The 23,272-nt window shown below is 49.7% G+C and carries 15 protein-coding genes and 1 pseudogene; 12 read left to right on the forward strand and 4 right to left on the reverse strand.

The features are described from left to right. The first annotated feature begins 1 nt into the window (after position 1). The 3 genes from PSHG_RS23015 (at position 2) to PSHG_RS23025 (ending at position 2,907) form a co-directional block, all read left to right on the forward strand. A complete protein-coding gene (locus PSHG_RS23015) occupies positions 2-1,201 on the forward strand; it encodes a ParM/StbA family protein (RefSeq protein ID WP_010278350.1) in 1,200 nt (399 codons plus the stop codon). A gap of 79 nt (positions 1,202-1,280) precedes the next feature. Then, positions 1,281-1,667, forward strand: a complete 387-nt coding sequence (locus PSHG_RS23020; protein ID WP_010278353.1) for a hypothetical protein — start codon at positions 1,281-1,283, stop codon at positions 1,665-1,667. Positions 1,668-1,899: 232 nt separating this feature from the next. Beyond that, positions 1,900-2,907: an alpha/beta hydrolase gene (locus tag PSHG_RS23025; RefSeq protein ID WP_010278355.1), complete on the forward strand. Its 1,008-nt coding sequence runs from the start codon at positions 1,900-1,902 to the stop codon at positions 2,905-2,907. On the opposite strand, the gene PSHG_RS23030 is transcribed toward PSHG_RS23025, so the two are convergent. After that, a complete protein-coding gene (locus PSHG_RS23030) occupies positions 2,904-3,377 on the reverse strand; it encodes a nucleoside deaminase (protein WP_010278357.1) in 474 nt (157 codons plus the stop codon). The genes PSHG_RS23025 and PSHG_RS23030 overlap by 4 nt on opposite strands. Positions 3,378-3,532: 155 nt before the next feature. Here PSHG_RS23030 and PSHG_RS23035 point away from each other — a divergent pair, with 155 nt between their 5' ends. From PSHG_RS23035 to PSHG_RS29650, 3 genes are all read left to right on the forward strand, one after another. After that, positions 3,533-4,384: a DUF72 domain-containing protein gene (locus PSHG_RS23035; RefSeq protein ID WP_010278359.1), complete on the forward strand. Its 852-nt coding sequence runs from the start codon at positions 3,533-3,535 to the stop codon at positions 4,382-4,384. 172 nt (positions 4,385-4,556) lie between these two features. After that, complete coding sequence (locus PSHG_RS23040; protein WP_010278360.1) at positions 4,557-4,904, forward strand: hypothetical protein; 348 nt, start codon at positions 4,557-4,559, stop codon at positions 4,902-4,904. 673 nt (positions 4,905-5,577) lie between these two features. Next, positions 5,578-7,830, forward strand: a complete 2,253-nt coding sequence (locus tag PSHG_RS29650) for a lectin-like domain-containing protein (RefSeq protein WP_010278361.1) — start codon at positions 5,578-5,580, stop codon at positions 7,828-7,830. Positions 7,831-8,219: 389 nt separating this feature from the next. Here PSHG_RS29650 and PSHG_RS28775 read toward each other — a convergent pair. Next, positions 8,220-9,516: pseudogene (locus PSHG_RS28775) on the reverse strand (IS110 family RNA-guided transposase). A 219-nt stretch (positions 9,517-9,735) separates the two neighbouring features. Here PSHG_RS28775 and PSHG_RS29655 point away from each other — a divergent pair. Continuing rightward, complete coding sequence (locus PSHG_RS29655) at positions 9,736-13,032, forward strand: isopeptide-forming domain-containing fimbrial protein (protein WP_162137300.1); 3,297 nt, start codon at positions 9,736-9,738, stop codon at positions 13,030-13,032. A gap of 141 nt (positions 13,033-13,173) precedes the next feature. On the opposite strand, the gene PSHG_RS23060 is transcribed toward PSHG_RS29655, so the two are convergent. After that, positions 13,174-14,229 (reverse strand): CotH kinase family protein, encoded by a 1,056-nt coding sequence (locus PSHG_RS23060; protein ID WP_010278364.1) that lies wholly within the window; start codon positions 14,227-14,229, stop codon positions 13,174-13,176. Between the two features lie 321 nt (positions 14,230-14,550). On the opposite strand from PSHG_RS23060, the gene PSHG_RS23065 reads away from it, so the two are divergent. From PSHG_RS23065 to PSHG_RS23080, 4 genes are all read left to right on the forward strand, one after another. Further along, positions 14,551-15,381: an aldo/keto reductase gene (locus PSHG_RS23065; RefSeq protein WP_010278367.1), complete on the forward strand. Its 831-nt coding sequence runs from the start codon at positions 14,551-14,553 to the stop codon at positions 15,379-15,381. Positions 15,382-16,350: 969 nt separating this feature from the next. Then, positions 16,351-16,803, forward strand: coding sequence for a MarR family winged helix-turn-helix transcriptional regulator (locus tag PSHG_RS23070; protein WP_010278370.1), 453 nt, complete (start codon positions 16,351-16,353; stop codon positions 16,801-16,803). Between the two features lie 4 nt (positions 16,804-16,807). Beyond that, complete coding sequence (locus PSHG_RS23075) at positions 16,808-19,993, forward strand: efflux RND transporter permease subunit (protein WP_010278373.1); 3,186 nt, start codon at positions 16,808-16,810, stop codon at positions 19,991-19,993. Between the two features lie 176 nt (positions 19,994-20,169). After that, positions 20,170-21,456, forward strand: a complete 1,287-nt coding sequence (locus PSHG_RS23080) for a hypothetical protein (RefSeq protein WP_010278376.1) — start codon at positions 20,170-20,172, stop codon at positions 21,454-21,456. A 24-nt stretch (positions 21,457-21,480) separates the two neighbouring features. On the opposite strand, the gene PSHG_RS23085 is transcribed toward PSHG_RS23080, so the two are convergent. Next, complete coding sequence (locus tag PSHG_RS23085) at positions 21,481-22,002, reverse strand: hypothetical protein (protein WP_010278380.1); 522 nt, start codon at positions 22,000-22,002, stop codon at positions 21,481-21,483. A 300-nt stretch (positions 22,003-22,302) separates the two neighbouring features. Here PSHG_RS23085 and PSHG_RS23090 point away from each other — a divergent pair, with 300 nt between their 5' ends. After that, a complete protein-coding gene (locus tag PSHG_RS23090; protein ID WP_010278382.1) occupies positions 22,303-23,271 on the forward strand; it encodes an AAA family ATPase in 969 nt (322 codons plus the stop codon). Position 23,272 lies beyond the last annotated feature (1 nt).

A 23,272-nucleotide genomic window follows, 5' to 3' on the forward strand; every position in this document is an offset into this window, starting at 1 on the left:
AATGCAGCTTCATTTTTTTGTAGGGAACGACAATGGGAACAGTGAGCATGACATTATTATTGATGGCAAGCTGATTCAGCAGCCAAACGTAAACTGCGCGGTAGACAAGCTGCCATGGAGCGAGGAGCAGGCACCGGAAACCTTCATCAAGAATTTGCAGGACCAGCTGATTGTGACGATTGATTCACCGGCTGCCCGGCCAGGAATGTATTACATAGGCAAGTTTGCCTTGGAAAGCGGAGAATTGCTGGAGAATATGCAGGTTGGGATTGATCATAAATGCGATGTCGATCTGCCGATCATCAACAGCTTGGGCCATATAGCTGCTGCGGCCGTGCAGAGAGCTTATGAGGAAGAGAAGAAAGTGCCGGCTGACCCTGTCGAGGTTCAGGTTGATATGGCGACAGCTCTTCCTATTACCCAGCATACCGATGATTCCTCTTCCAAGTTCGAGCGCAGATTTATGGAAGGGCCTCATCATGTGACCGTGCACTTGGGCAAACAAAGGGTTGCAGTGAAGATTGTATTTGTATACTGCAAGGCGATCCCTGAAGCTACGCCAGTCACCTTTGCACTGCAAAAAGACTCCGAAGGGAACTGGAGAGAAGGGGACATCTTTAAGGAATTCGTGGAAACCTACGGGCTGGATAAAAAATTCAATGGCAGTTACTTTAAGGACAAGCGGATCCTGCATATCGATATCGGCGATGGGTCCACGGAGTATCCCATTACTGAAGGCAATAAGTTTCTGCGCCAGTTCATTCACGGCAGTAACCACGGAGCAGGGTATGCAATCGAGGAAGCGCTGGATGAGTTCAACAGACTGATCCATCTGCCGGACAGTCCGCGCCAGTTTTTCAGCGATGTCATTAAGAACCCGAAGCATAAGTATCATGCCCGGGCAATCAAGACCTTGAGAAGGCCCTTGGAGGGACAATCCCGGCAAATCATGCAAAATATTCGTAAGCAATTAACCAAAGCAAGAAACGAGATCGACGTCATCTGCGTCTATGGCGGCGGCAGCATCCTGATGAAAAATATTTTATACCCCATGCTGAAGGAATTGTGCGATGAGCGGGAAATCCAGCTGTTGTACGTGCCATCGCAATATGCGGTCACAATGAACGCGCATGGATTAGACGCATTTGTCCGGGGAAAAATTTATGACGCCTTAAAGAATAAATCGAAAAAAGCGGTTTAACGGCCGACACACTGCAGGATAGCTTTGAAATCAGGCATTTTGTGGCTTGAAGAGGCGTAAGAGCAAGGGGTGAGCATCGATGAAAAAGCTAAAAAACCCTGGTGACAATATTAGCTTAAAGACAAAGAAGAGCGAAGATCCGGCGATAATGGAATGGATCAACAGTCAAAGCAACTTGATGGATTCCATCCGTTACCTAATAGAGAATGAGGTCCGGCAGAACGGTGTGCGCAACCTGCAAAGCTTCATACCTGCTGATCGCTCTATTGCTTCAGCGCCGATGATTCAGGCTGGACAAGGAGCAGGGATACCAGCACGGGCTTTGGTCTCCTCTGCTGACGAAGTCGCCGCTGCTGCGGCCCCGAATGAAGCGCATGCTTCTACAGAAGCGGTCGAAGAAACGGCAGTGTCCGAAGAAGCGGAAGAAGACAGCATTGACGATGAAGATATTGAATCCTGGCTGTGAAATCTACATTCAAAAAGTAACACTAGGCACTGCGATGTCATGCCGAGTGTTACTTTTTTTGCGTTATTCTCTTTTCAATTTGTATTAGGACTAAAGTCATTGTTTTGTAACATAAGCTTAATCTAACTTTAACTAAATTCTTCTGTCGAAATTTAGGACTAAATAGTATAATGGTATTAATTTTAGTCGCAAGTCAAATTGGATTGAACAGACATCGTAAGGAGGGAACGGAATGAATACATCCACTTCGGCAGGTGCTATTTTCACTAATGCAACCGCTTCCACGAAATTGTTAAAAGCGCTTTCCCGCAAGCGCTCTCGCTTGATTTCCTACATGCTGTTAACGGCGGCCTTTATCATTTTTTGCCTCGTTATCAGCTTCTATGCTTATATTGCCTGGCTGTTGGGCCGGCCGACTATCCCTCCCTTGCAGTCTAATCCGATGGAAGCAGTAGGATTGTCCTATGAGAATGTCCAGTTTTCCAGCGCCAATGGAGAGCATCTGGTGAATGGCTGGTACGTCCCGGGAGCAACCGACCATACCGTTATCCTGTCTCATGGCTATGGAACCAACCGGGAAGAGCCTTGGGTGCCAATGTACGAACTTCTTCAGGAATTAAATCACCGCCAGTTTACCGTGCTCATGTTCGATTATGGCTTTGTTGAACCGGGTCGAACGGTTACCGGCGGAGTTGTAGAGACACAGGAGCTGCTGGGTGCTATCGAATACATTCACCAGCGAGGGGCAGAACGGATTTTTGTATGGGGCTTCTCGATGGGAGCCGGAACAGCACTGCAGGCCGGATTGCAGACCGAACTGGTGGACGCGATGATTCTCGACAGCACTTTTATACTGGATCCGGATACGATGTTCTTTAACTTAAAGCAGAATGCCAGTATGCTTCCGCGATTCCCCTCCGTTTCTTTAGTCAGCATGTTTTTGCCCGTGTTTAACGGCTATAGCTTGAATCAAATCCCCTATGACACGGTGAAGTCAACAAGCTATAATATACCTATGTTTTTGATTCATGGGCAGCTGGATAACAAAGCTCCTTATGAAACCATTGTCCAATTTTACGATCAGCAGCAAAACGAAGCCACTCAATTGTGGTTGCTCCCGGACGCCCATCATGAGCTGATTTTCCGTACGAGGAAAGAAGAATATTTAGAAAGAACTATGGATTTTCTGGCCAGCTTTATCCCTGCCGAGGCAGAGGAAGAGGAATGGATACTCATTTAATATTCGATCTTGATGGTGGATGCCTTCCATAATTCAAACGGATGATTGGCCGGGCTGCAGGCCATTTGCCGGAAAGGGATGGAGCGATCCTCTGGAGGCACATTCAGCTGGCTGTAAATAAAGTCATCGTCAAAGCCGGCAGAGGCAGCCTGTTCCCGGGTATTCCAGTAGTAAACTGCCGCGGGCCTAGCCCAGTAGATGGCACCGAGACACATCGGGCAAGGCTCGCAGCTTGTATAGATGATGCAGTCCTGCAGCTGATAGCTGTTCAGCTGTTGACATGCTTCACGAATGGCCTCGATTTCCGCATGCGCGGTCGGGTCTTTTTTCTGTGTCACGAGATTTGCACCCTCAGCAATAATTTTACCATCCTTAACGATAACGGCGCCAAAAGGGCCTCCTGCGCCCTCCTTCGCATTGCGGCAGGCAAGCGCTATGGCCTGCTCCATAAACTTCGGATGATCAGTCACTGCTAGTCACACTCCTTCCAATTGCGGTCCGAATAATGTCCTGATAGTTGAGAGAGGGCAGGCAATGCCCTTGTTCCTCCAATACTCTATCCGCTTATAGTATACTTGAATTATTCCAATCGAATACGAACATTTCAAGAAATGAGGCTTTAAAAATGATTACAATTGGACTGTCCGGGTGGGGGGATCACCACACTCTATATACCCGAAGCGGGGCGGTCAATAAGCTGCAGCAGTACAGCGGGCATTTTCCTCTAGTTGAAGTGGACAGCTCATTCTATGCGGTACAACCGGCTACTCATTACGAGAAATGGAATTCATTAACCCCGGATCCATTTGGTTTCATCGTTAAGGCTTATCAGGGGATGACCGGCCATTTAAGGGGGAAAAATCCCTATGCCAATCAGACGGAGATGTATGATGCTTTTCTCCAATCCATCTCGCCCATCCGGCTATCGGGCAAGCTGAAGGCGGTGCTATTCCAATTTCCCCCTTGGTTCGACTGCACAAGGAAGAATGTGGAGCGGCTGCGTCAAATTAAACAACGGATAGGCGATTTACCGGCTGCTGTTGAGTTCCGGCATCAAAGCTGGTATTCCTCCAGCTATATAGCCGCAACACTGGATTTTTTAAGGAAGGAAGGCTGGATTCACAGTGTATGCGACGAGCCCCAAGCCGGGACTGGCTCCATCCCGGTTGTAGCGGTTTCAACTCACCCCCGCATGACTGTAGTACGTTTTCACGGGCGGAATGTTGAAGGCTGGCGGGCGCCTGTGGAAGGCGAAGAATGGCGGGATATTCGCTACTTGTATGAATATAGTGTGGAAGAGTTGAAGGAATGGACAATCCGGCTAAAAGGGCTGGAAACGGAATGCGAGGAAGTTTGTGTTATCTTTAACAATAATTCAGGAGGCCATGCCGCGGGTAATGCGAAACAAATGATAGAGCTGCTAGGTCTGCAATATGAAGGACTCGCTTCGCGGCAGCTGGATTTATTTGACTTCTAGGGAGGCAGAGTGCAGGAAGCCAAAAACTGGAGCCCGAATTCCGAAATGAACCGCAATAATCGGACACAAGTTTTTCATCATATTTCTAGTAATATGAGCAAATAGCTAGATCAAATCTAGCGCAGCCTTCATAGATTATACTGACCCTACTTAAAAAGGAGGAGTACAATCTATGAATAGAGGGAGAAGGCCTTCCCGGCCCAGAGTCAGAATGAGCGGCAGAGCGCATCATTCCGGAGCTGGTCAGAGGAGCGCAGGAAGAGCGAATGTCCAGCATCGTTCAGGTATATGCTATGGCGGAGAGATGACCGGGCATCATTCCGGAAGTCATCATTGTTCATGGGTTCCCCATCGTTCCATCGGGGGAGCTGGCTGCCACCGCAGTTCCCGCTTCGGCTTTGTAAGCCCTGGCATGCACCGCTCCCATTGCACCGGTTATGGGTGGCATCATTCGTGGGTCGGCGGAATTCCTTGCTGTAACCGGGGTAGATCGATTTGGCCCGAAGGGGATCCCGAGTAACGTTTACAACTATGCGTAATCCAAGAAGGAAGGCGGTTGTGCTTAGCACACCGTCTTCCTTTTCTATGTTAGAAGCCCCAACTGAGCTTGTAGCCTAATAAGATAGGTTAAAGCTGTTCATGATGCTGATAGCTCGTTACTGTAGTGAATGAAAGCAAATTAGGAAAAATGTTCATGCAGGCGGCGAAAAAGGTAGGACCAAGGGCTCTAAAAACCGCTCTTCTTAACGTCAGCAAAAAAGATATTTTTGTCCTATTATCATGTCTCTTATTATGGTTATGAAAGTAATTTGGTCGCATCTTTTGTAGGCCGTTGGCGTTTCTGGTGATGGGGATGAGGAATGTTAGATGGTTCTGTAGAAATATTGTGGGAACAAGACAGCTGACATATACTGACCACGATTGTATAAATTTGGAGAGAAATGCCGGAAAAGGAGGGGGGAGAATCGAATTATTACGGCCGTGGCTGTAGAAAGTCAGCGGAAGAGGCGGTGTTTTCTTTGCCAATGCGGAAGATGACAACAGCCATGCGATATGGAGAACCATATCCAAATCGGTGTTTACCCGGCAGAACGCCGTGTCGCAACCCTCATAATTATTTAGGAATAGTTAACATTACGGTTGCTACCAAGTACAAAGCCTTTCCTAATTAGGATGAGGAGGAACAGTTCACATTGAAGACTAAGTCGATTTTTAGCTTATTGATGGCTTTTGTCATGGTTACGATTAGTTTGTTTCAGCCTTTATCCCACCAATATGTAAAGGCAGCTCCTGCTGACAGCAATCGGCTGACTTACAAATTTGATGGATTCTCAAACGAGATTTTACAAAAGTCCTTTTCCGTCAATGGGGTTGCCGGGGTTCCGGAAGGAGCCGACTTTTTGCGTTTAACACCGGCAGCTATAGCACAGAGTGGAGGCGTTTTTAACATAACTCCGCTCAGCCTCAGAAATAACTATTCATTCAGCACCGTTTTTTCATTTCGAATTAGTGAGCCGGACAACCCGGGCGACGGGTTGACCCTCACGATTCAAGCCGATACCGCTGGTGCATTAACTCAAGGAGGCGGGATAGGCTACCAGGGCATTGAACCCAGCTTTACGATTAAGTATGATACCTACCGAAATACTGGTTATATGGATCCTTCCGCCAACTATGTCGGACTAGCCAGGGACGGGTCCGTCATCAATGATCGGGCCGATTGGTATATTGATTTGGATCAGTATAATACAGCAAATGGTACTGATTTTGTCTTACACAACGGAACCATGTACTATACGTGGATCGACTATGACGGGTTGGCCCAAAACGTTCAAGTTCGCCTCGGGACTACGCCTGAACGGGAAGAGGCTTCTCTAATCCTGGATGTTGGTGACATCGATCTTGGCGAAATATTTGAAGGAAAGATGGTTTATGCCGGTTTTACTTCGGCCACAGGCTCGGCTTACGAAAATCATGATATTCACAGCTGGTACTTTAGAAATGACTACGAGCCGATCACTACTCTTCAGCCGCCAAACGATTACGTCGAGAACCAGCTGCCCACCGCTCCAGATTACAACGCCCTTACACGGGTAGACACACCAGTGTCGGGACAAGTTGTAGGGAGCGATCCGGATGGCGATGATCTGACTTATCAGGCGGGCAAACAGCCAAGCAACGGTACGATTGTTGTGAATGAAGATGGCACATGGACTTATACTCCGAATGAAGGCTTTTTGGGCGAGGACACCTTTACGGTCATTGTTGATGACGGGTACGGGGGTACGATTGAATCGACCATTACGGTTCAGGTCGTTCCTGTTCCTCCGGATGCCTGTACGGCACCGGTCGCTCTAATCAACGGAAGCTTTGAAGAGCCTGCGTTTGCTGAGTCTGGAATTAGTCCGGCTATGGGATGGTTCAATGTCCCACAAGCACGGGTTCCGGGATGGCAGACAACCGATTCCTCAGGGATATTAGAAATCTTTAACCAATCGTTAATGGATCAAATTCCTCCTGGCTCGCCAGGGGATCAAGGCGGTCTTAAAAACGATGTTATTCACGGGCAGCAATTTGCCGAATTGAACAGCCGTGAGGCCGCTCAACTTTATCAAGATGTGACAACCACGCCGGGGCAAACGATCTACTGGCGTTTAGCTCATAAAGGCCGACTCGGCGACGATACCATGGCTGTCAAAATTGGATCGGCTGATATAGCACCGGGAGACTTGCCGACTGTAGCCACTTTCACTACCGGCAAAGATGAATGGAAGTACTATTCAGGAGAGTATACCGTTCCAGCGGATCAAACCGTTACACGGTTTGGCTTTGAAGCTGTTGAGTCCGCTGGTGGAAATCCTGCGGCAGGTAATTTCCTGGACGACATCTTCCTCGGAACAGAGCCTTGTGTTGTGGCGGAAAAATCCGTATCTCCTAACGGTGCAGTGTTTGAGGGTGATGTGCTTACCTACCAAGTAAAGATTAAAAATGAAGGTGGCGACATTGCCGCAGATACCGTTTTCGAAGACGCTATTCCGGAAGAGACAGAATATATTTCCGGCTCCATGAAAATTGTGGACGGGCCTAACGCCGGTGCGTTGACGGATGAAGACGATGATGATGCCGGTTACTTCGACGGGGATAAAGTCATCATTACACTAGGTGATTTGCCGAACGCAACAGATCTGCCAGACGGAATCACTGTCGAGTTCCAAGTTCGGGCATTGGCAAGCTATGCCGGGGAATCTGCAGCGAACCAAGCAGTTGTTCATTATAAGAACTTGCTGAAAGACGAGCAGAAAACGGCACAATCCAATGAAGTTTCCAATCTGATTACCGAAAGACCGGAGATTCCTAATGCTTGTTCTTTACCGGTATCTCTAATTAACGGAAGCTTTGAACAAGGACCGGCACAGGGATCTTATACCGCTCCCACTATAAATTAATGTTTTCTTGCATTTGCTCACGATTTCTTAGGTTTTCAACTTAAACATTTTCGAGAGATGGAGATATCATGCTACTATGACATATTTTTCTGGCGAAGCCGGTTGCGGGAATAGAGATTGGAACTCGATTTCCAATCTATGGATAACAATGGTATGTCCGCACCATGGATATCCACACCATTCCCTTGACGGCTTACCCTCCCATGTCACACTGGGTCTTAGCCCTCACATTCCTTCGTCCTGCCTCTCAAGGGGTGGACGCCGCTTCTTGCTCCTTTACTGGGTCGTTGCCCTTATGGAATAATTCCTTGCGGCTGCTCCGTGCTTCCGTTGTCGTTGTATAAAAACCTACTTCTTCGTCGGCAAATGAGTGAAGTTTGAATCTGGTTTTATGCTGCCATCTGAAGCTGGGGCTGGCGTACCGGACCCAGTACATCTATAAGGGTTATAGCCAATTTGTTTTGTTCCCAATGTGAATAAGACTCGGATGAGTTTTCCACATAAGGCTACAATAGATTGTTTCTTCTTTAGCGGATTGTTTGCCCGTTTTGTGTAGTAGTGATGTAATGCCTTGAACTCTGCATTTTTTGCTACCATCGGCATGACTGCCCGGAACAGTAATGCCCGTAACCGGAATCGTCCGCGTTTGGTGATCGTGGACTTCCCCTTCTTCTTGCCTGAGCTGTTCTCTTTCAAATTGAATCCCGCGAGCCGTATGATTTGTTGGCTGTGATCATAGCCCCGCAGATCCCCCACCTCCGCCAGAAATCCGGCCAGTGTCACGACTCCAACCCCAGGCACCGTCAACATTTCTTCTGAACCGGGAACCTGTTCTAACAGTAGTTCCACTTGTTGCATGATGTCTTCCAGCTGACGAGAAAATAAGTCGTACTGTTCCAGCAAAGCCTTCAATTCCATCTTGGCTGCGGTGAGACCCTCCGTAAGCCCGATCGAGTTCTTGGCCGTTTGAACCAGTTTCTCCGCTCGCTGCATGCCCACGGCACGTTTCACATCCTGCTTCCAACGCTTCAGAATCGTATAGGCGCCTAAAGATACGATCTCTTGCGGTGTCGGAAACTCCGAAAGGGTGATGAACGATGCTTTGCCTTCCCAGTCTTTAAACACCTGTTGGTATTCGGGAAAGAAACGGTCCAACCAATTCTGAATCCGCCGCTGCACTTGCCCGAAGTTCCCCATCACTTTTTCCCTTAGATTCATCAAGATGCGTAAATCCGCGTAGACGCTCTTCGGGAATTTGGGCTCGGTGTATTTCCCGTTTCGGATCAAATCTGCGATCACTTTGGCATCTTTGTAGTCGTTTTTCGTCGGTGAATTGTCCTCAAGTTCTTTACTTTTGTTCACATGGTGAGGATTGACGACGACTACCTTAATGCCCTCATGCTGCAGAAATTCCGCCAACGGGAACCAATAGTGTCCGGTTGGTTCAATGCCGAAGATCACATCGGTCTTGGCATGTTGCCTTTGAAGCTCCTTCATCCACTGTACCAGTTTGATCAGCCCTGGGCGGTTATTGCTAAACACGCATTCCTTGCCAAGTTCGATTCCCCGAAAGTCGATCCCACGTGCCACATGAGTTTCTTTGGCAATGTCTGCTCCGACAACTAGGGTTGCATCGGTAATTTGTGTAATCCGTTGATTCTGCTTCTTCGATTGCTTATACTTCATAGTGAGCGTCCTCCTTCTAATTAGGGCAGTGAATGACCGTCATTCCAGACCCAGCATACAGGAGGCGCTTTTTCTGTTCAAACCTCAAATTAATTCATTACAGGAATGGCTCCTTACTTCTTCTTGGAAGACGAGGTGCCAGGCTGGAGGACGACTGATGATAGTCAGGGCGTAAAAATTATTGAAATATGGGATTATGCCCAGGGGTACCCTGCAGCAGTGAGAAATTTCGCTGCTCCGCCTGATGGAAACCGCTATGCGGAACTGAACGCATTTGATAATGGATTGCTGTATCAAGATGTGGAGACGACGCCTGGTCAAACCATCTATTGGAGATTATCCCATATGGGGCGGAATGGCGAAGATACCATGCAGCTGCGGATCGGAGCTGCAACGGACGATCCTTATGATACGGTTGTGCAAAGGCAAATGACGTCAGGGAACACTGCATGGGAAACCTATTCAGGGGAATATACGGTTCCGGCTGGCCAAACGGTAACGCGCTTTGGTTTTGAAGCTGTCGAAACGGCTGGCGGAAGTCTTGGAGCAGGGAACTTCCTGGATGACATTTTCCTCGGCACTGAGCCTTGCGTAGAAGGAGAGAAGACGGTTTCTCCGGAGGGAGACGTCCATGCCGGTGATGTGCTAACGTATGAGGTAACACTCAAAAATAAAGGCGGGGACATTGCCGCCGATGTTGTCTTTGAAGACGTCATCCCGGACGGCACCGAATATGTTCCAGGCTCCATGAAGATTTTGAACGGGCCTAACGCTGGAAATTTGACTGATGAAGCCGATACGGATGCCGGGCATTTTGATGGCGAAAAGGTTATCATTCAGTTGGGTGATCTGCCGAATACGACAAATTCACCGGACGGAATCACCGTTCAATTCCAGGTAACCGTTAAATCGGATTATGCGGTTAAGGAAATTAGCAATAAAGCGCAAATTAGCTATGGCAATTTATTGACCGGCGACCGCAAAGAAGCGGAAACCAATGAGACCGGTACAACAGTCATTTACAATGATCCGCTTCTGGAATCCGAGAAAACCGTCAGCATTGAAGAAAAGGCGGACGGTAACGCGGATGCGGACAATCCGGAAGTTGGGGATACGCTGCTTTATACCATTCAGACGCGAAATACATCAACAGACAGTTTGGTCAGCAATCTGACGATTACTGACATCATTCCGGAAGGGCTGGAATACATTCCAGGCAGCCTGAAGGTGGATGGGGTTTCCGTCACCGATGCGGTGTACGATGACAATGGTCATTATGATAATGGTCAAGTCGTTGGCCAGTTCGGGGACATCACCGATACCGAATGGCACAGCATCGCCTTTCAGGTGAAGGTGCAGCCCGGTCAAGCGGGCAAAGATATTGTCAATACTGCGCAGGTGAGTGGAGACAATGTCGATGTGCCGGATGAACCGGAAAATACAGTAGAGGTTTATCCGCGACAAGCTGTTCTGGAAGCAGATAAATCAGCGGATCTATTTGCAAAAGCTGAGGGCAACACCGATGCGGACAATCCAGAAGTCGGCGACATCCTGCTGTACACGATCACAGCGCGAAATACGGTCGCAGACAGTTTGATCAGCAGCTTCACGATCACAGACGAACTGCCGGAAGGACTGGAATATGTTCCGGGCAGCTTGAAGGTTGACGGTGTTGCCGTCACTGACTCGGTCTATGATGACAGCGGCTATTATACTGATGGCCGGGTAGTTGGCCTCTTCGGAGACGTGACGGATACGGAATGGCGCACGCTTGAATTCAAAGCGACGATTCAGCCAGGCCAAGCCCAAAAGGATATTCGCAATGTAGCCATTGTAAGTGGCGACAATGTCGATACGCCAGGCCGTCCCGAAGAAGTCATTAAAGTTTACCCGAGACATCCGGTGATGGAGTCCGAGAAGACAGCTGTAAACACGATCGCGGGCAAGAGCACGTTTGAAGTGGGCGACAAAATTGTCTATACGATTCGGACGAGAACCGTCGTCAGCGACACTTACATCGGGAACCTGACCATAACCGATACGCTGCCGGAAGGATTGGAGTATGTTCCAGGCAGCCTGAAGGTAAATGGAGTGTCCGTCACCGATGCGGTCTATGATGACAATGGTCATTATGCCAACGGGCAGGTTGTCGGCCACTATGGAAACATTACAGACATGAATTGGCGTACGCTGGAATTCGAGGCGATCATCAAGGCTGGTCAAGCCGGTGAGACGATCCGAAATACCGCGGTGGTTAGCGGTGACAACATCGGCGAACCGTCCCAGGCGACTAAAGAGATCTCCGTAGAAACTCCGCCTGTAGACCCGCCAACGGAGCCGCCGGTAATCAACCCGCAAGCTCCGGTCATGGAATCCCGGAAAACGTCACGGGACATCAATGGCGGCAGCGTCCGCGTCGGTGACACGCTGGAATACACGATTGCGACACGCAATACGGTTTCCGGCAGCCGGGTAGAGAATCTGGTCATTTCCGACAAACTGCCTGAAGGACTGGAATACGTTCCGGGCAGCTTGAAGGTTGATGGAGTTTCCGTAACTGATGCCGAAGACGGGGATAAGGGTCATTATGCCAATGGCCGGGTAATCGGCCAGTTCGGGGATATTACGGATACTGAGTGGCATACGCTGGAATTCCGGGTTATCGTCAAATCCGGTCAAGCTGGCCAAACGATTGAGAACACCGCTGAAGTCCAAGGAGATAACATCGGACAAACGGATCGGCCAAGCGACCGGATCAGCGTAGTAAGAAGCGGTGGAGGCGGCGGGGGAGTCTTTATCCCGAACCAGCCGGTACTCGAATCGCAAAAAACTTCCCGTAACCTGAACGGCGACAGCTACAAAGTAGGAGACCGAATCGAGTATACGCTGCGGGTGCGCAATACCGCATCGTACAGCGTAGTCACGAATCTGGTCATTTCCGACCAGCTGCCTGAAGGACTTGTCTATGTACCGGGCACGTTGAAAGTAGACGGCAGCCCAGTAACCGATGAGCGGGATAACGACAACGGCTATGTAGAAGACGGCAGAGTAGTTGGCGAATTTGGCAGCATCGCGGATACAGAGTGGCATTCGATCGTATTCCAGGTTGAAGTGCAGGCCGGCCAAGCCGGAAAGACTATTGTGAATGTCGGTGAAGTGAAGGCCGATAACGTAAACACAGTAGAAAGGCCGTCCGAAGAGATCGCTATTGTGGGTGAGGCAGACGAGGACAGTACTATTGTCCAGCCTGAACTGCCAGGCACTCCGCAGCAGCCAGCTCCAAACCCTGAGCCGCAATTGCCACAGGATGGCTCTGAGCCCGTGACTGACGGGAACACTCCGTCCAACGACTCCAGTCTTCCTAACCAGCCGCAAGTACCAGCGGATAACGCAGCTGAGGAAGGCAAGACTGGTCCAAAGCTGCCTAATACATCGACGCATGTATACAACAATATGTTGGCCGGCTTAATGCTTGTGCTGGCAGGTATATTCCTGTTGAGAAGAAAGAGAGCATAAAGCTGGATTTGAGATGTATGAGCTATTCAAAAAGCTGCCCTTCAAGCGACAATGCTTGGGGGGCAGCTGTTATTTTTCCCTTAAGTCGGAAGGAGGCAGAGACGAAGTCGGGAAGTCCCCGCGGCATTAAAGAACAAATTGTTAAGCCAGTGTAGACAAGGATTGGCGGATCAAGTCTCTCCGTTCGTCGATGTAATTGCGGATGAAGGAAATCTCGGATTGAAAGGTGGGATAGCTCCATTTGCGTTTTGAATCCCGCATAACGTAAGGAGCTATCTGAGCGTGCATTTTTCGTGCTAGAGGCATTAGTCTCGCCCTGGTGAATTCGTTTTTGAGCAGAGTCATTAACAGGCGCCTGTAACGCTTGCGGTAACGGGGGACGTCCAGCACCTTGCGGGTCAAATGGTTATAACCTCTTATACGAACCAGGTCGCTTCCGCATGGCTTGCCGTAGCAGTTCCTTCCCCAAGTCCCCTCATAATCCCAGGGGAGAATGCGGTACTTTTTTGCCGGGGTCAAATAAAGCGCGTAATTATGATCGAAGCCATCATAATTACCTGTCAGCACAGCTCCCGCAAGCCACTTCAAATAGGCGTTAACATCAACATGTTTAGCGAGATAAGCCTCCATCTTGCCCTGGGGGAGCGAGTTCAGCCGGGTGATAAACGAAACGAGGTGCCGGTTGCCTGTTTCCCCTCCGAGAATGGTCTCATAGCCTTGCAGAAGAGAATGTTTTCTGGACTTCATTTGTGCATCGAACAAGCTAAAGTTGGCATCGTCATTAACTGCATAATGCAAGGATAGCGCCTTTAAATGGCGACGTTCAAAAAAAGCGCGGTCTACCGCTTCGATTTCTAGATAAATACCGTGGTTTTCACCGTTTACATACAGCTGGCAAAATCGGGTTTGTGGACTCGCCACCCCAATCCTCCTAAAAAAATTAAAGGAGAGAGAGTTGCGAATCATCGAAGGATCATCGTATTCGGCGTTTAAATGGAATGTTTTTCCATGGATGAGCAGTTCGAATGATTTTTTAGGATATTCCCGTGTATGGCCGCCCCGGAAGCGCAGTTTGATTCGTTCTCTGTAACGGTCATGCAGCAAATAAGCCTCTACAAATTTGCGGCTCCAAACATCTTTGTGAAGCTGCTCCCACTGCTGGTCCCCAATGGCAATATGCCGGACTGGCAAGCTCATATTTCTCCACCCTCCATATGAAAACAAGAGCCCTAGTCGGGATAGGCTGTTTACCATCAACCTATGTCACGGTTATAGGGAGAGACACGGCACTTGTGCCGGCTTGCGTAAAAAATACCTGCCAGAACAGCATCATCCACCAGTATCGCCCATCAAAATCGCCCATCAAAATCGTCTATCAACAGGTATAGCGATGATTCTCAACAGTTTGTCTCATAGTAAAGATATGACTTGTAGTAAAGATATGACTTGTAGTAAAGATATGATATGATACGAAATGAAGCAGAATCGTCCATTAACACATATATGGGAGGGATTATGTTGCCGAAACATTTAGCAGATTGTACCCGGCTTGCAAATGGAGTGGAAATGCCATGGCTGGGTCTTGGAGTATGGAAAGTGGAAGAGGGACAGCAGGTTGAGGATGCCGTCCGGACAGCCATAGAAACTGGATACCGAAGCATTGATACGGCGGCCATTTACAGAAATGAGCAGGGGGTTGGGCGTGCCATCGCCAATTGCGGCGTTCCCCGCGACCAATTATTTATAACTACAAAGCTGTGGAACGAGAACCAGGGGTATGAGACGACGCTTAAAGCGTTCGAGGAAAGTCGGAACAAGCTTGGACTGGAATACTTTGATTTGTATTTGATTCATTGGCCGCTTCCCAAGAGGGGTAAATATAAAGAAACCTGGAAAGCGATGGAGAAGCTGTATAAAGAAGGCTTGATTCGCGCCATTGGAGTTAGCAACTTCCAGGTCGATCACTTGAAGGACCTGATGTCGGATGCGGAAATTGCTCCTATGGTTAACCAAGTCGAGTATCACCCGCTGCTCAGCCAGCAGGAGCTTCTCGCCTTCTGTAAAGCTAATCAAATTCAGATGGAGGCATGGAGTCCCTTGATGCAAGGGAATCTGGATTTGCCGGTGCTTCATGAAATAGCGGATGCTCACGGCAAAACAGCGGCTCAGGTAGTGCTGCGCTGGGATATTCAGAACGGGGTTGTGACGATCCCCAAGTCGGTTACTCCGCATCGGGTTAAAGAAAATGCCGATATTTTCGATTTTGAGCTATCCTCCGAAGAGATGGAGCGGATCAATGCCCTGAATCAAAACAAACGCTTTGGCGGTAACCCGGACGAAATCAATTAAAAGCTTGCTTGAGTTGATTTTTGATAAATAGAGTTATTCTTTGCTGGAACGCTGAGATTTAAGCTGCGGACTGTCCGAGAAGTAATCGTTCATCCCCATTTTAAATAAAGGTTGGGCGGAAACGTTATCCGCCCAACTTTTTTTGTATGGTTGCTGTGGATCGCTGCGGCAGTTCTATGCGGATTTCCGCATACATTCTGCCTCTACGCCCCTGTGGCGTTGCTTCTAAGCGGTTTTCTGTGAAAGTAACCCCTCTCGTAAACTCCCCACATGATGAGCAATCTTGGGTATTAGTACCTCGACAACATGATTTGGGGCTTGTACGACATTTCGTCTGAAACACTGACTGCAGCTCCTTAATAGCTTAATGTCCTGCATTTGTACGATTTGTCATACAAATCTCGGGCAATCGCACTTCAACCTCCTGCATTTGTACGATTTGTCATACAAAACTTGGGTAATTGCCCTTCAATCCCCTGTATTTGTACGACGTTTCATACAAATCTCCGATATTCGTACTTCAACCCCATGCATTTGTACGACATTTCGTACAAAACGCAGGCGACAACAAGCAACAACAGGCAACAAGACTGCGCAGCCCGCGAACCCCGCCACCCTTGGCTATTTTCATGCAGGAGTTGTGCCTGAGAATTCAAAGGCATAACTGTTTTCCGCACATATCGCCAGGCACTCGCTGCGTCGGTTCTATATGGTTTTCCGCATACATATCGCCTCTACGCATTAGATGGTCCCTCTAATTTAGGTGCTTTTACTCAAAATGGACTTTCGAATATTTAGGTCAATTAGGATTTTCTGATTGGCCTTTCTTTATGGTCATTTCTGGACAGCCCGTTTAATTTTGCCGGATTGACATCCGTCAGGTGGAGAGGTAAAGTAAACAAGTAGTTCAACAATGAAACAATTCATCAAGTGAATTTCTTTTGCTGGTTTTGAAAGGAGGAAAGAGCTATGGACCTGGATAAGATGGCTCGCTGGATAGAACGCTATGAAACTTCCCGTTTTAGGATGAATCAGAGCTTGAATGCGATAATCAAGCAGCAAATTGATCCCCAACTGACCTTGGAACAGTTCTCTTTGCTCTGCAACATTTATAAGTCCAAAGGAGGGTGCACCCCGACAGAGCTGGCCGATTATTTTTGTGTCAACAAAAGCGCGATTACGGCCATGATTACCCGGCTGGAAAACAAGGGGTTGATAGAAAGGGTTCGCGACAGCACGGACCGCCGGGTCGTCTATTTGTCTTTGACTTCGCTTGGACATGAAGTGTGCGAGATGGGAAGAATCAATATAACTGAACAGCTAAGCCGGTATTTGAGCCAGTTTAGTGAGGATGAAATCGAGATGTTTATGGACAGCTTTGAGAAGCTGGCGGAACTTATGCAGCAAGATAGAAAGGAGTAGCGGGATGAAAGCCATACTAAAATGGAGATATGCCGTATTGGCTGTATGGGTAGCAGCCGTAGTGGGGTTGTTAGTAGCAGCGCCGGGAATGGCCGACTTGGTGCGGGAGAAGGGGCAAATTAGTGTTCCCGACGGATATTCGTCCTCAAGGGCGGAGGAACTGCTCAGCGATTTGAACCGCCAGGCGGAAGCTGGCGGAGGGGCGGCTCAGGCCGGGGACACAGTTCTGGTTTTCCATAACGAGTCCGGATTAACCACAGAAGACCTTGGTCAGGTTGAAGAAGCGGTACGGCGTTTGGAGAGTGAACAAAGTGAGCTCGGCATCCAGTCGATCATGAGCCATTTTGAGCAGGCTGAGCTGGCCGACCAGCTTGTGGCGGACGATGGAAAAACGATTATGGTACTGCTCGCTCTTGATTGGCAGGATCGGTCCGCTGATGAAGTTAGTTCCGAGCTGTACCGGGCGCTGGATGATGTGACAGTCGAGCACTATTTAACCAGCAGCCGGTTTATTGACGCCGATGTCATTACAAGCTCGGAGGAAGGCTTGAAGAAGACCGAGTATATTACGGTAATCTTTATTCTCGTCATTTTATTTATTGTGTTCCGTTCCGCAGTAGCTCCGCTGGTGCCGCTGCTGTCTGTCGGAGTCAGTTACTTGGCGGCGCAGTCGATCGTGGCTTTTATGGTGGACTGGTGGAACTTTCCGTTGTCCAATTTTACCCAAATCTTTATGGTCGCGGTTATGTTCGGAATAGGTACGGACTATTGTATTCTTCTTATCAGCCGCTACAAAGAGGAACTTAGTCATCGCCAGGACAAATGGGAGGCGGTAATGGAAACTTACCGCACAGCGGGGAAAACGGTGGTTTACTCCGGAATGGCCGTTATGGTGGGCTTTTCAGCGATTGGTCTTTCCACATTTATTCTCTATCAATCGGCAGCAGCTGTAGCGGTTGGAGTCGCTGTACTGCTGGTAGCACTGTTCACTTTAGTGCCGTTTTTTATGGTGACGCTTGGGGAGAAGCTGTTCTGGCCAGCCAAGGGTTCTCTAGAGCATAAGCCTAGCCGGTTGTGGGGTGCGGCAGGGGCATTCTCTATGAAACGGCCGCTAGTTACCCTGCTGCTGATCGCTATTGTGGTTGCGCCTCTGATGATCAATTATAGCGGAAAGTTATCCTTTAACGCATTGGATGAGTTGGGCGATGATTATCCATCGGTTAAGGGCTTTGCGATAATTTCTGACAGCTTCGGTCCGGGACAGTCTTTACCTACCAAGCTCATTATCAAACATTCCGAGCAGCTGGATTCCGCCGAAGGGTTGGCGATGATTGAAAGAATCAGCAGGGAGATTGTGCAAATTCCCGGCATCGATTCCGTACGGAGTGCCACCCGGCCGGTAGGGGAGGAGCTGCGGGATTTGTTCGTTGCCGAACAGGTGAAGCAAGTGGATGAAGGTCTCGGCATGGGTGATGATGGCCTGAGACAAATTCGCGACGGGTTGAGCACGGCGGAGCAGGAGCTGTCCCGTTCGGCTCCTGAGCTGCTTACAGCGGCTGAAGGAGCAGCTGAGCTGACTCGTGGAACAGAGCAGCTTCAAGCCGGCATTGCCGAGCTGGATCAAGGTCTGCGTCAGGTCGAGCAAGGAATCCGTGACGGCTCCGCAGGGGCCGGCGAGCTCGTCCAAGGCTTGCAGCAAGCGGCCGCATCAGCGGAGCAGCTGGCAGCAGTCAATGAGCGGCTGTTGGCCGGATACAGCCAAGTAGGAACAGGCCTAGGTTCCTTCACGACAGGATATCAGCAAATTGAACAGAGCCTGTCGGGAATCTCCCAAGGCCTTTCCGGAGTAAGCGGCGATCTGTCACGACTGGCTGAAAAATATCCCGAGCTGCAGCAGGACCCGGATTTCCTGACGATACAGGGGACGGTGAATCAGCTTCAACGGGCGGCTGGTGAGCTCGGAGCCGGATTGCAGGAGTTGAATGCTCAACTGGCCGGGGTCAGTGCATCACTGAATCAGGCGAATGAAGGCTTCCAGCAATCGCTTGCCGGGCAGCAGCAGTTAAATTCAGGGCTGGCTGCACTAGTGGAAGGCTTGAACGAACTGCAGCAAGGTATTCTGCAGGCTGCTGATGGTCAAGGGCAAATTGTTGCCCGGCTGCCGGAAGTGCGGAATGGTTTGGAGCAAATTTCTGCCGGCCAAAGAGAAATCGAGCAGGGCTTTGCCGATCTCGAGAACCAGCTCTCCATGCTGACACAAGGGCTGTCGGATAGCGTGGATGGTTTGTCGCAGGTATCTGGAGGGCTGGACGAGGTGCGCGGTTACTTATCCGGGCTGGCTTCTGCCTCCGATGAACCGATGGCCGGCTGGCACATTCCGCAAGAGGTACTGAACGATGAGGAATTTGCCCAGGTGCTGGATACGTATCTGTCTGCCGACAGACAAATCGCCACATTGGATATTGTGCTGAGGGACAATCCGTACAGCACTGAGTCGATTGAACTGATGGCCGAGGTGGACGGTGCCGTACAGCGGGTGATTGCCGGAACCTCATGGGCGGATATAGAGTATGGGATTGGCGGAGTCACCGGCATGTACGCGGATCTAAATCAGATTTCCAGTGCGGACTACTCCCGTACTGTCATTCTGATGCTGGTCGGAATAGCCATTATTCTGCTGATTCTGCTGAAATCGGTTATCATGCCGCTCTATTTGATTGTCTCTTTGATTTTGACGTACTTTACTTCAATGGCGATTACCGAAATTATATTTGTGCATTTCATGGGTTATCCGGGGCTCAACTGGGCGGTGCCATTCTTCGCATTTGTTATTTTGGTTGCTCTTGGCGTCGATTACAGCATCTTCCTGATGGACCGCTTCAACGAGTACAGACATCTGCCGGTTAAAGAAGCGATGATCCTCTCGATGAAAAACATGGGGAAAGTGATTATGTCCGCGGCTGTCATTCTGGGCGGTACCTTCGCTGCGATGCTGCCCTCGGGTGTGCTGTCGCTGCTGCAAATTGCTTCTGTTACGATTACAGGGCTGCTGCTGTACGCTCTGGTGATCATGCCGCTGTTTGTTCCTGTCATGGTCAGAACATTCGGTACCGCCAATTGGTGGCCTTTCACCAAAAACAAGGAAGAACTGCCGCTTGCCTCAAGCTCCAACAACTCCCTGGATGCTTAATTCATCTGTTTAGCTGTAAAAAGGAAGAATCTCCTTATCTCAGGCATCCCTTGCGAACGCCGAATTGTTCGCGGGGATGCTTTTTTTATCCGGAGCATCAATCTTTGAAAGACGGACCCCGTGTCTGGTAGACTATATCTTAGGAAAAGGTAATGGACTGTCGGAGGAGGAGTACGATGAGTCAAGAACGGGATCATGCCAGTCGTATCCTTTATGAATATAAACAAGCCCAAATGAATCCCTACGCTTGGGTCCTTCTATGTCTGGGCTGGGTGCTTATGGCCTCTTTGGCGCTCGCTTTGCTGGGGCTGCCTGTCTATCTGGCTGTAGACATTCACTGGCTATGGGCGGCTGCTGCTTTGATCTGCATGCCTGCGGGAATTCTCTTTTTTCTTGTTCTAATTAAAAAAGCCCGCAAGCATCTGATTCGCAATCGTTATCCTGAACACTATCAATTGAAAGCGGATGGGCTGATATTCACGCGCCGTAATCGCCGGACAGGCAAACTCGAACGGAGAAAGCATGTAGATTACACTCAAGCGGATTATGCAGTCATTTCTATTCATGCTTTTATTGGTTATGAGGAGCGGGAAGCTGGAAAGCTGACCGAAGCGCAGTTTCGTGAACGGGTGTATCCCGCTCTGCATTTCATTGTCAGCAGGGATGGGCAGCGCCGCCATGACAGCATGAAAGTCCCTGGTCGGGAGAGAAGTGAGGACCTGAAGCTAGCTCCCCGGGGTTATAGTGGCAATGAAGGGGAGGGCAGCTTATTTGTCCAGTCTGATGTGATTTCCGTGCCGATTATGGATCCAATGAGCCTGCCGGGGCTGTTGGAGGCGCTGATTGAACGGCGGCTTCCTCTTTATCTGGCCCCGGCCAGTGTCCTGCCAGGCAAAGAAAGCAGCCTGTTCCAGTGGAAAGTGGGCGGCATGCTGTTCCGGCTTGAAGAGAATCAGCCCTTCTATACTACTTTTTATGAGCTGTTCATCGAGACCCGCTTCAAATATCGGAAAGCTTATCGGCATGTGCAGACACGGCTGACCGATACCGGACCGGAGAACCTGCCAGCGGCGGGAAAGAGCAGCCGCAGCACCTTTCCGTTCACCTTGGTGAGCGCCGGATTTTTATCGCTGCTGCTGCTGGGCGAATTGGGGTTCCTGCAGCGGACGAGCCTATGGACGGGCTGGCTTGTTCTCGTCCCGGCTTTCCTCGCCTATTCGGCGGCCGCCAAACCGGACCTTCGCAGGCCCGTAGTGTTCGCTGCATTATGTATGCTGATAGCAGGGGCGGTGATGGCAGGAGGACATTACCTGCTCGGATTGGGGCGGGAGCCCGTCATCCTGGAAACGTTAATGTCCGTTGCCGTCTTTCTGCCTGTCAGCTATCCGCTGTATCTGATTGTTCTTCTGCTCAAAAAAAGAAGCTCTATGCACAGCCGGCGGACCCGCGCACCCGGGGTTTGACATAGAGCTTGCCCCTTTATTTCACTATTTTAATTGGGTCCACTGGTATTGGAAGTTCGCAACAGCTTGATCCGTTTCCACATCGAGCAACGTTGTCTGCTCCCCCGGCTGCAGCTCGCTGAGCTCAAGTGTCCGGTTGGCCAAAGGGCGGCCGTTTTCGTCAAAAAAGCGCAGTACCAGCTGTCCCTCCCGCAGCGGCTGTTCACCGTAATTACCTAAGTATACCCGGTTGAGAAAGCCTGCCCCTTCTTCCCTCGAACTGACCGCGATAACGAGTCCTTGCTGCCGAATCATCTCGCTCGGCCGGTGTTCCTGAATATAGTCATGCTGCCGGTCAAGCACCTTTTGTCTATGGAACAGCTCTCCGTAGTGCAGTCGGTAAAGCACACTGACGGTTAGCGCATAGGACAAAAGCAGGCACAGGAAGGTGGTGCGTGCTATAGTTTTCCAAGGATAACGGCCGAGCAGCAGGGCGAAAAAGGCAGCGGCCGCGACAGCAGCGGCAATCCGTGTCCATGGGGACAGCAATAAATCAGCATAAGTCATGGCCGGCCACCTCCTTGTTAAATGGATGGATGCAAGAATTTGACCGCTGGGCCTTTGCGATACTGAAACTGCTCCCATCTATGAGACGTAAATGCAGCCGGGAAGTTTCTATAAATCTAGCATTATCGTCAGATAAAATCACAGCGGCCTGTCAGTCTGGAAAGTTGTCGTCCAGCCGCAATAAAAGGTATAGTAGAAAAGTAAGCGCATTCTTAAGCTCAGCGTTTTGCATGTCCTTCAGCTGCGGGAAAAGACAGGATGATGTAAAATGCTTAAACTAAATCTAATGGCGGTGAAAACATGGATTTTACCGAAATGAGAGCCTTGGCCAACAGGATCAAGGAAAATGTGGGCAAGGTGATTGTCGGCAAGGAGGATGTGGTCGATCTGCTGCTGGTTGCGGTCATTTCTTCCGGGCATGTGCTGCTGGAGGACGTTCCCGGCACAGGGAAAACATTGCTGGCCAAAGCGATGGCCAAATCGCTCGGCTGTTCATTCAAGCGTGTGCAATTTACACCGGATTTGCTTCCAACTGATTTAAGCGGAATTTATTTTTACAATCAAAAAAACGGTGAGTTCGAGTTCCGTGCAGGTCCGATCTTTTCACAGATTGTGCTGGCTGACGAGATTAACCGGGCTACGCCAAGGACGCAGTCCAGTCTGCTGGAATGCATGGAAGAAAGGCAGATCACGGTGGACGGAATCACTCAGCGGCTGGAGCGTCCATTTCTCGTGCTGGCGACACAAAATCCAGTGGAAAACCAAGGGACGTTCCCGCTGCCGGAAGCCCAGCTGGACCGTTTCCTCATTAAAATCGGCATGGGCTACCCCTCAAGCGGGGAATCTGTGGCAATATTGAAGCGATTCAAAGGGGGCAACCCTCTGGATACGATCACAGCAGTCGCCTCGGCCGATGATATTATCGCTGCGCAGAATTTATATTCGGAGACGCGGGTCGATGACGACCTGCTGCGCTATATTGTAGAACTCGTGGAGAAAACACGCAGTCATCATGAGGTGGCCATGGGAGTCAGCCCCCGCGGAAGCCAATCACTGCTCAAGGCGGCTCAAGTATACGCTGTGCTGCAAGGAAGGGACTATGTTATTCCCGATGATATTAAAGCCATGGCGGTCCCCGTGCTTGCTCATCGGCTGGTGCCGAAGGGGAACTTGCGCTATAAGGAACGCTGGAGCGAGCAGGTGATTGAAAAGCTGCTTAACGATATCCCGGTTCCGACAGAGGCGCAGTTGGCCCAAAGGCAGGAATAAT

Source organism: Paenibacillus senegalensis JC66 (assembly GCF_000285515.1).
In the GTDB taxonomy this organism is placed as follows: Bacteria; Bacillota; Bacilli; order Paenibacillales; family NBRC-103111; genus Paenibacillus_L; species Paenibacillus_L senegalensis.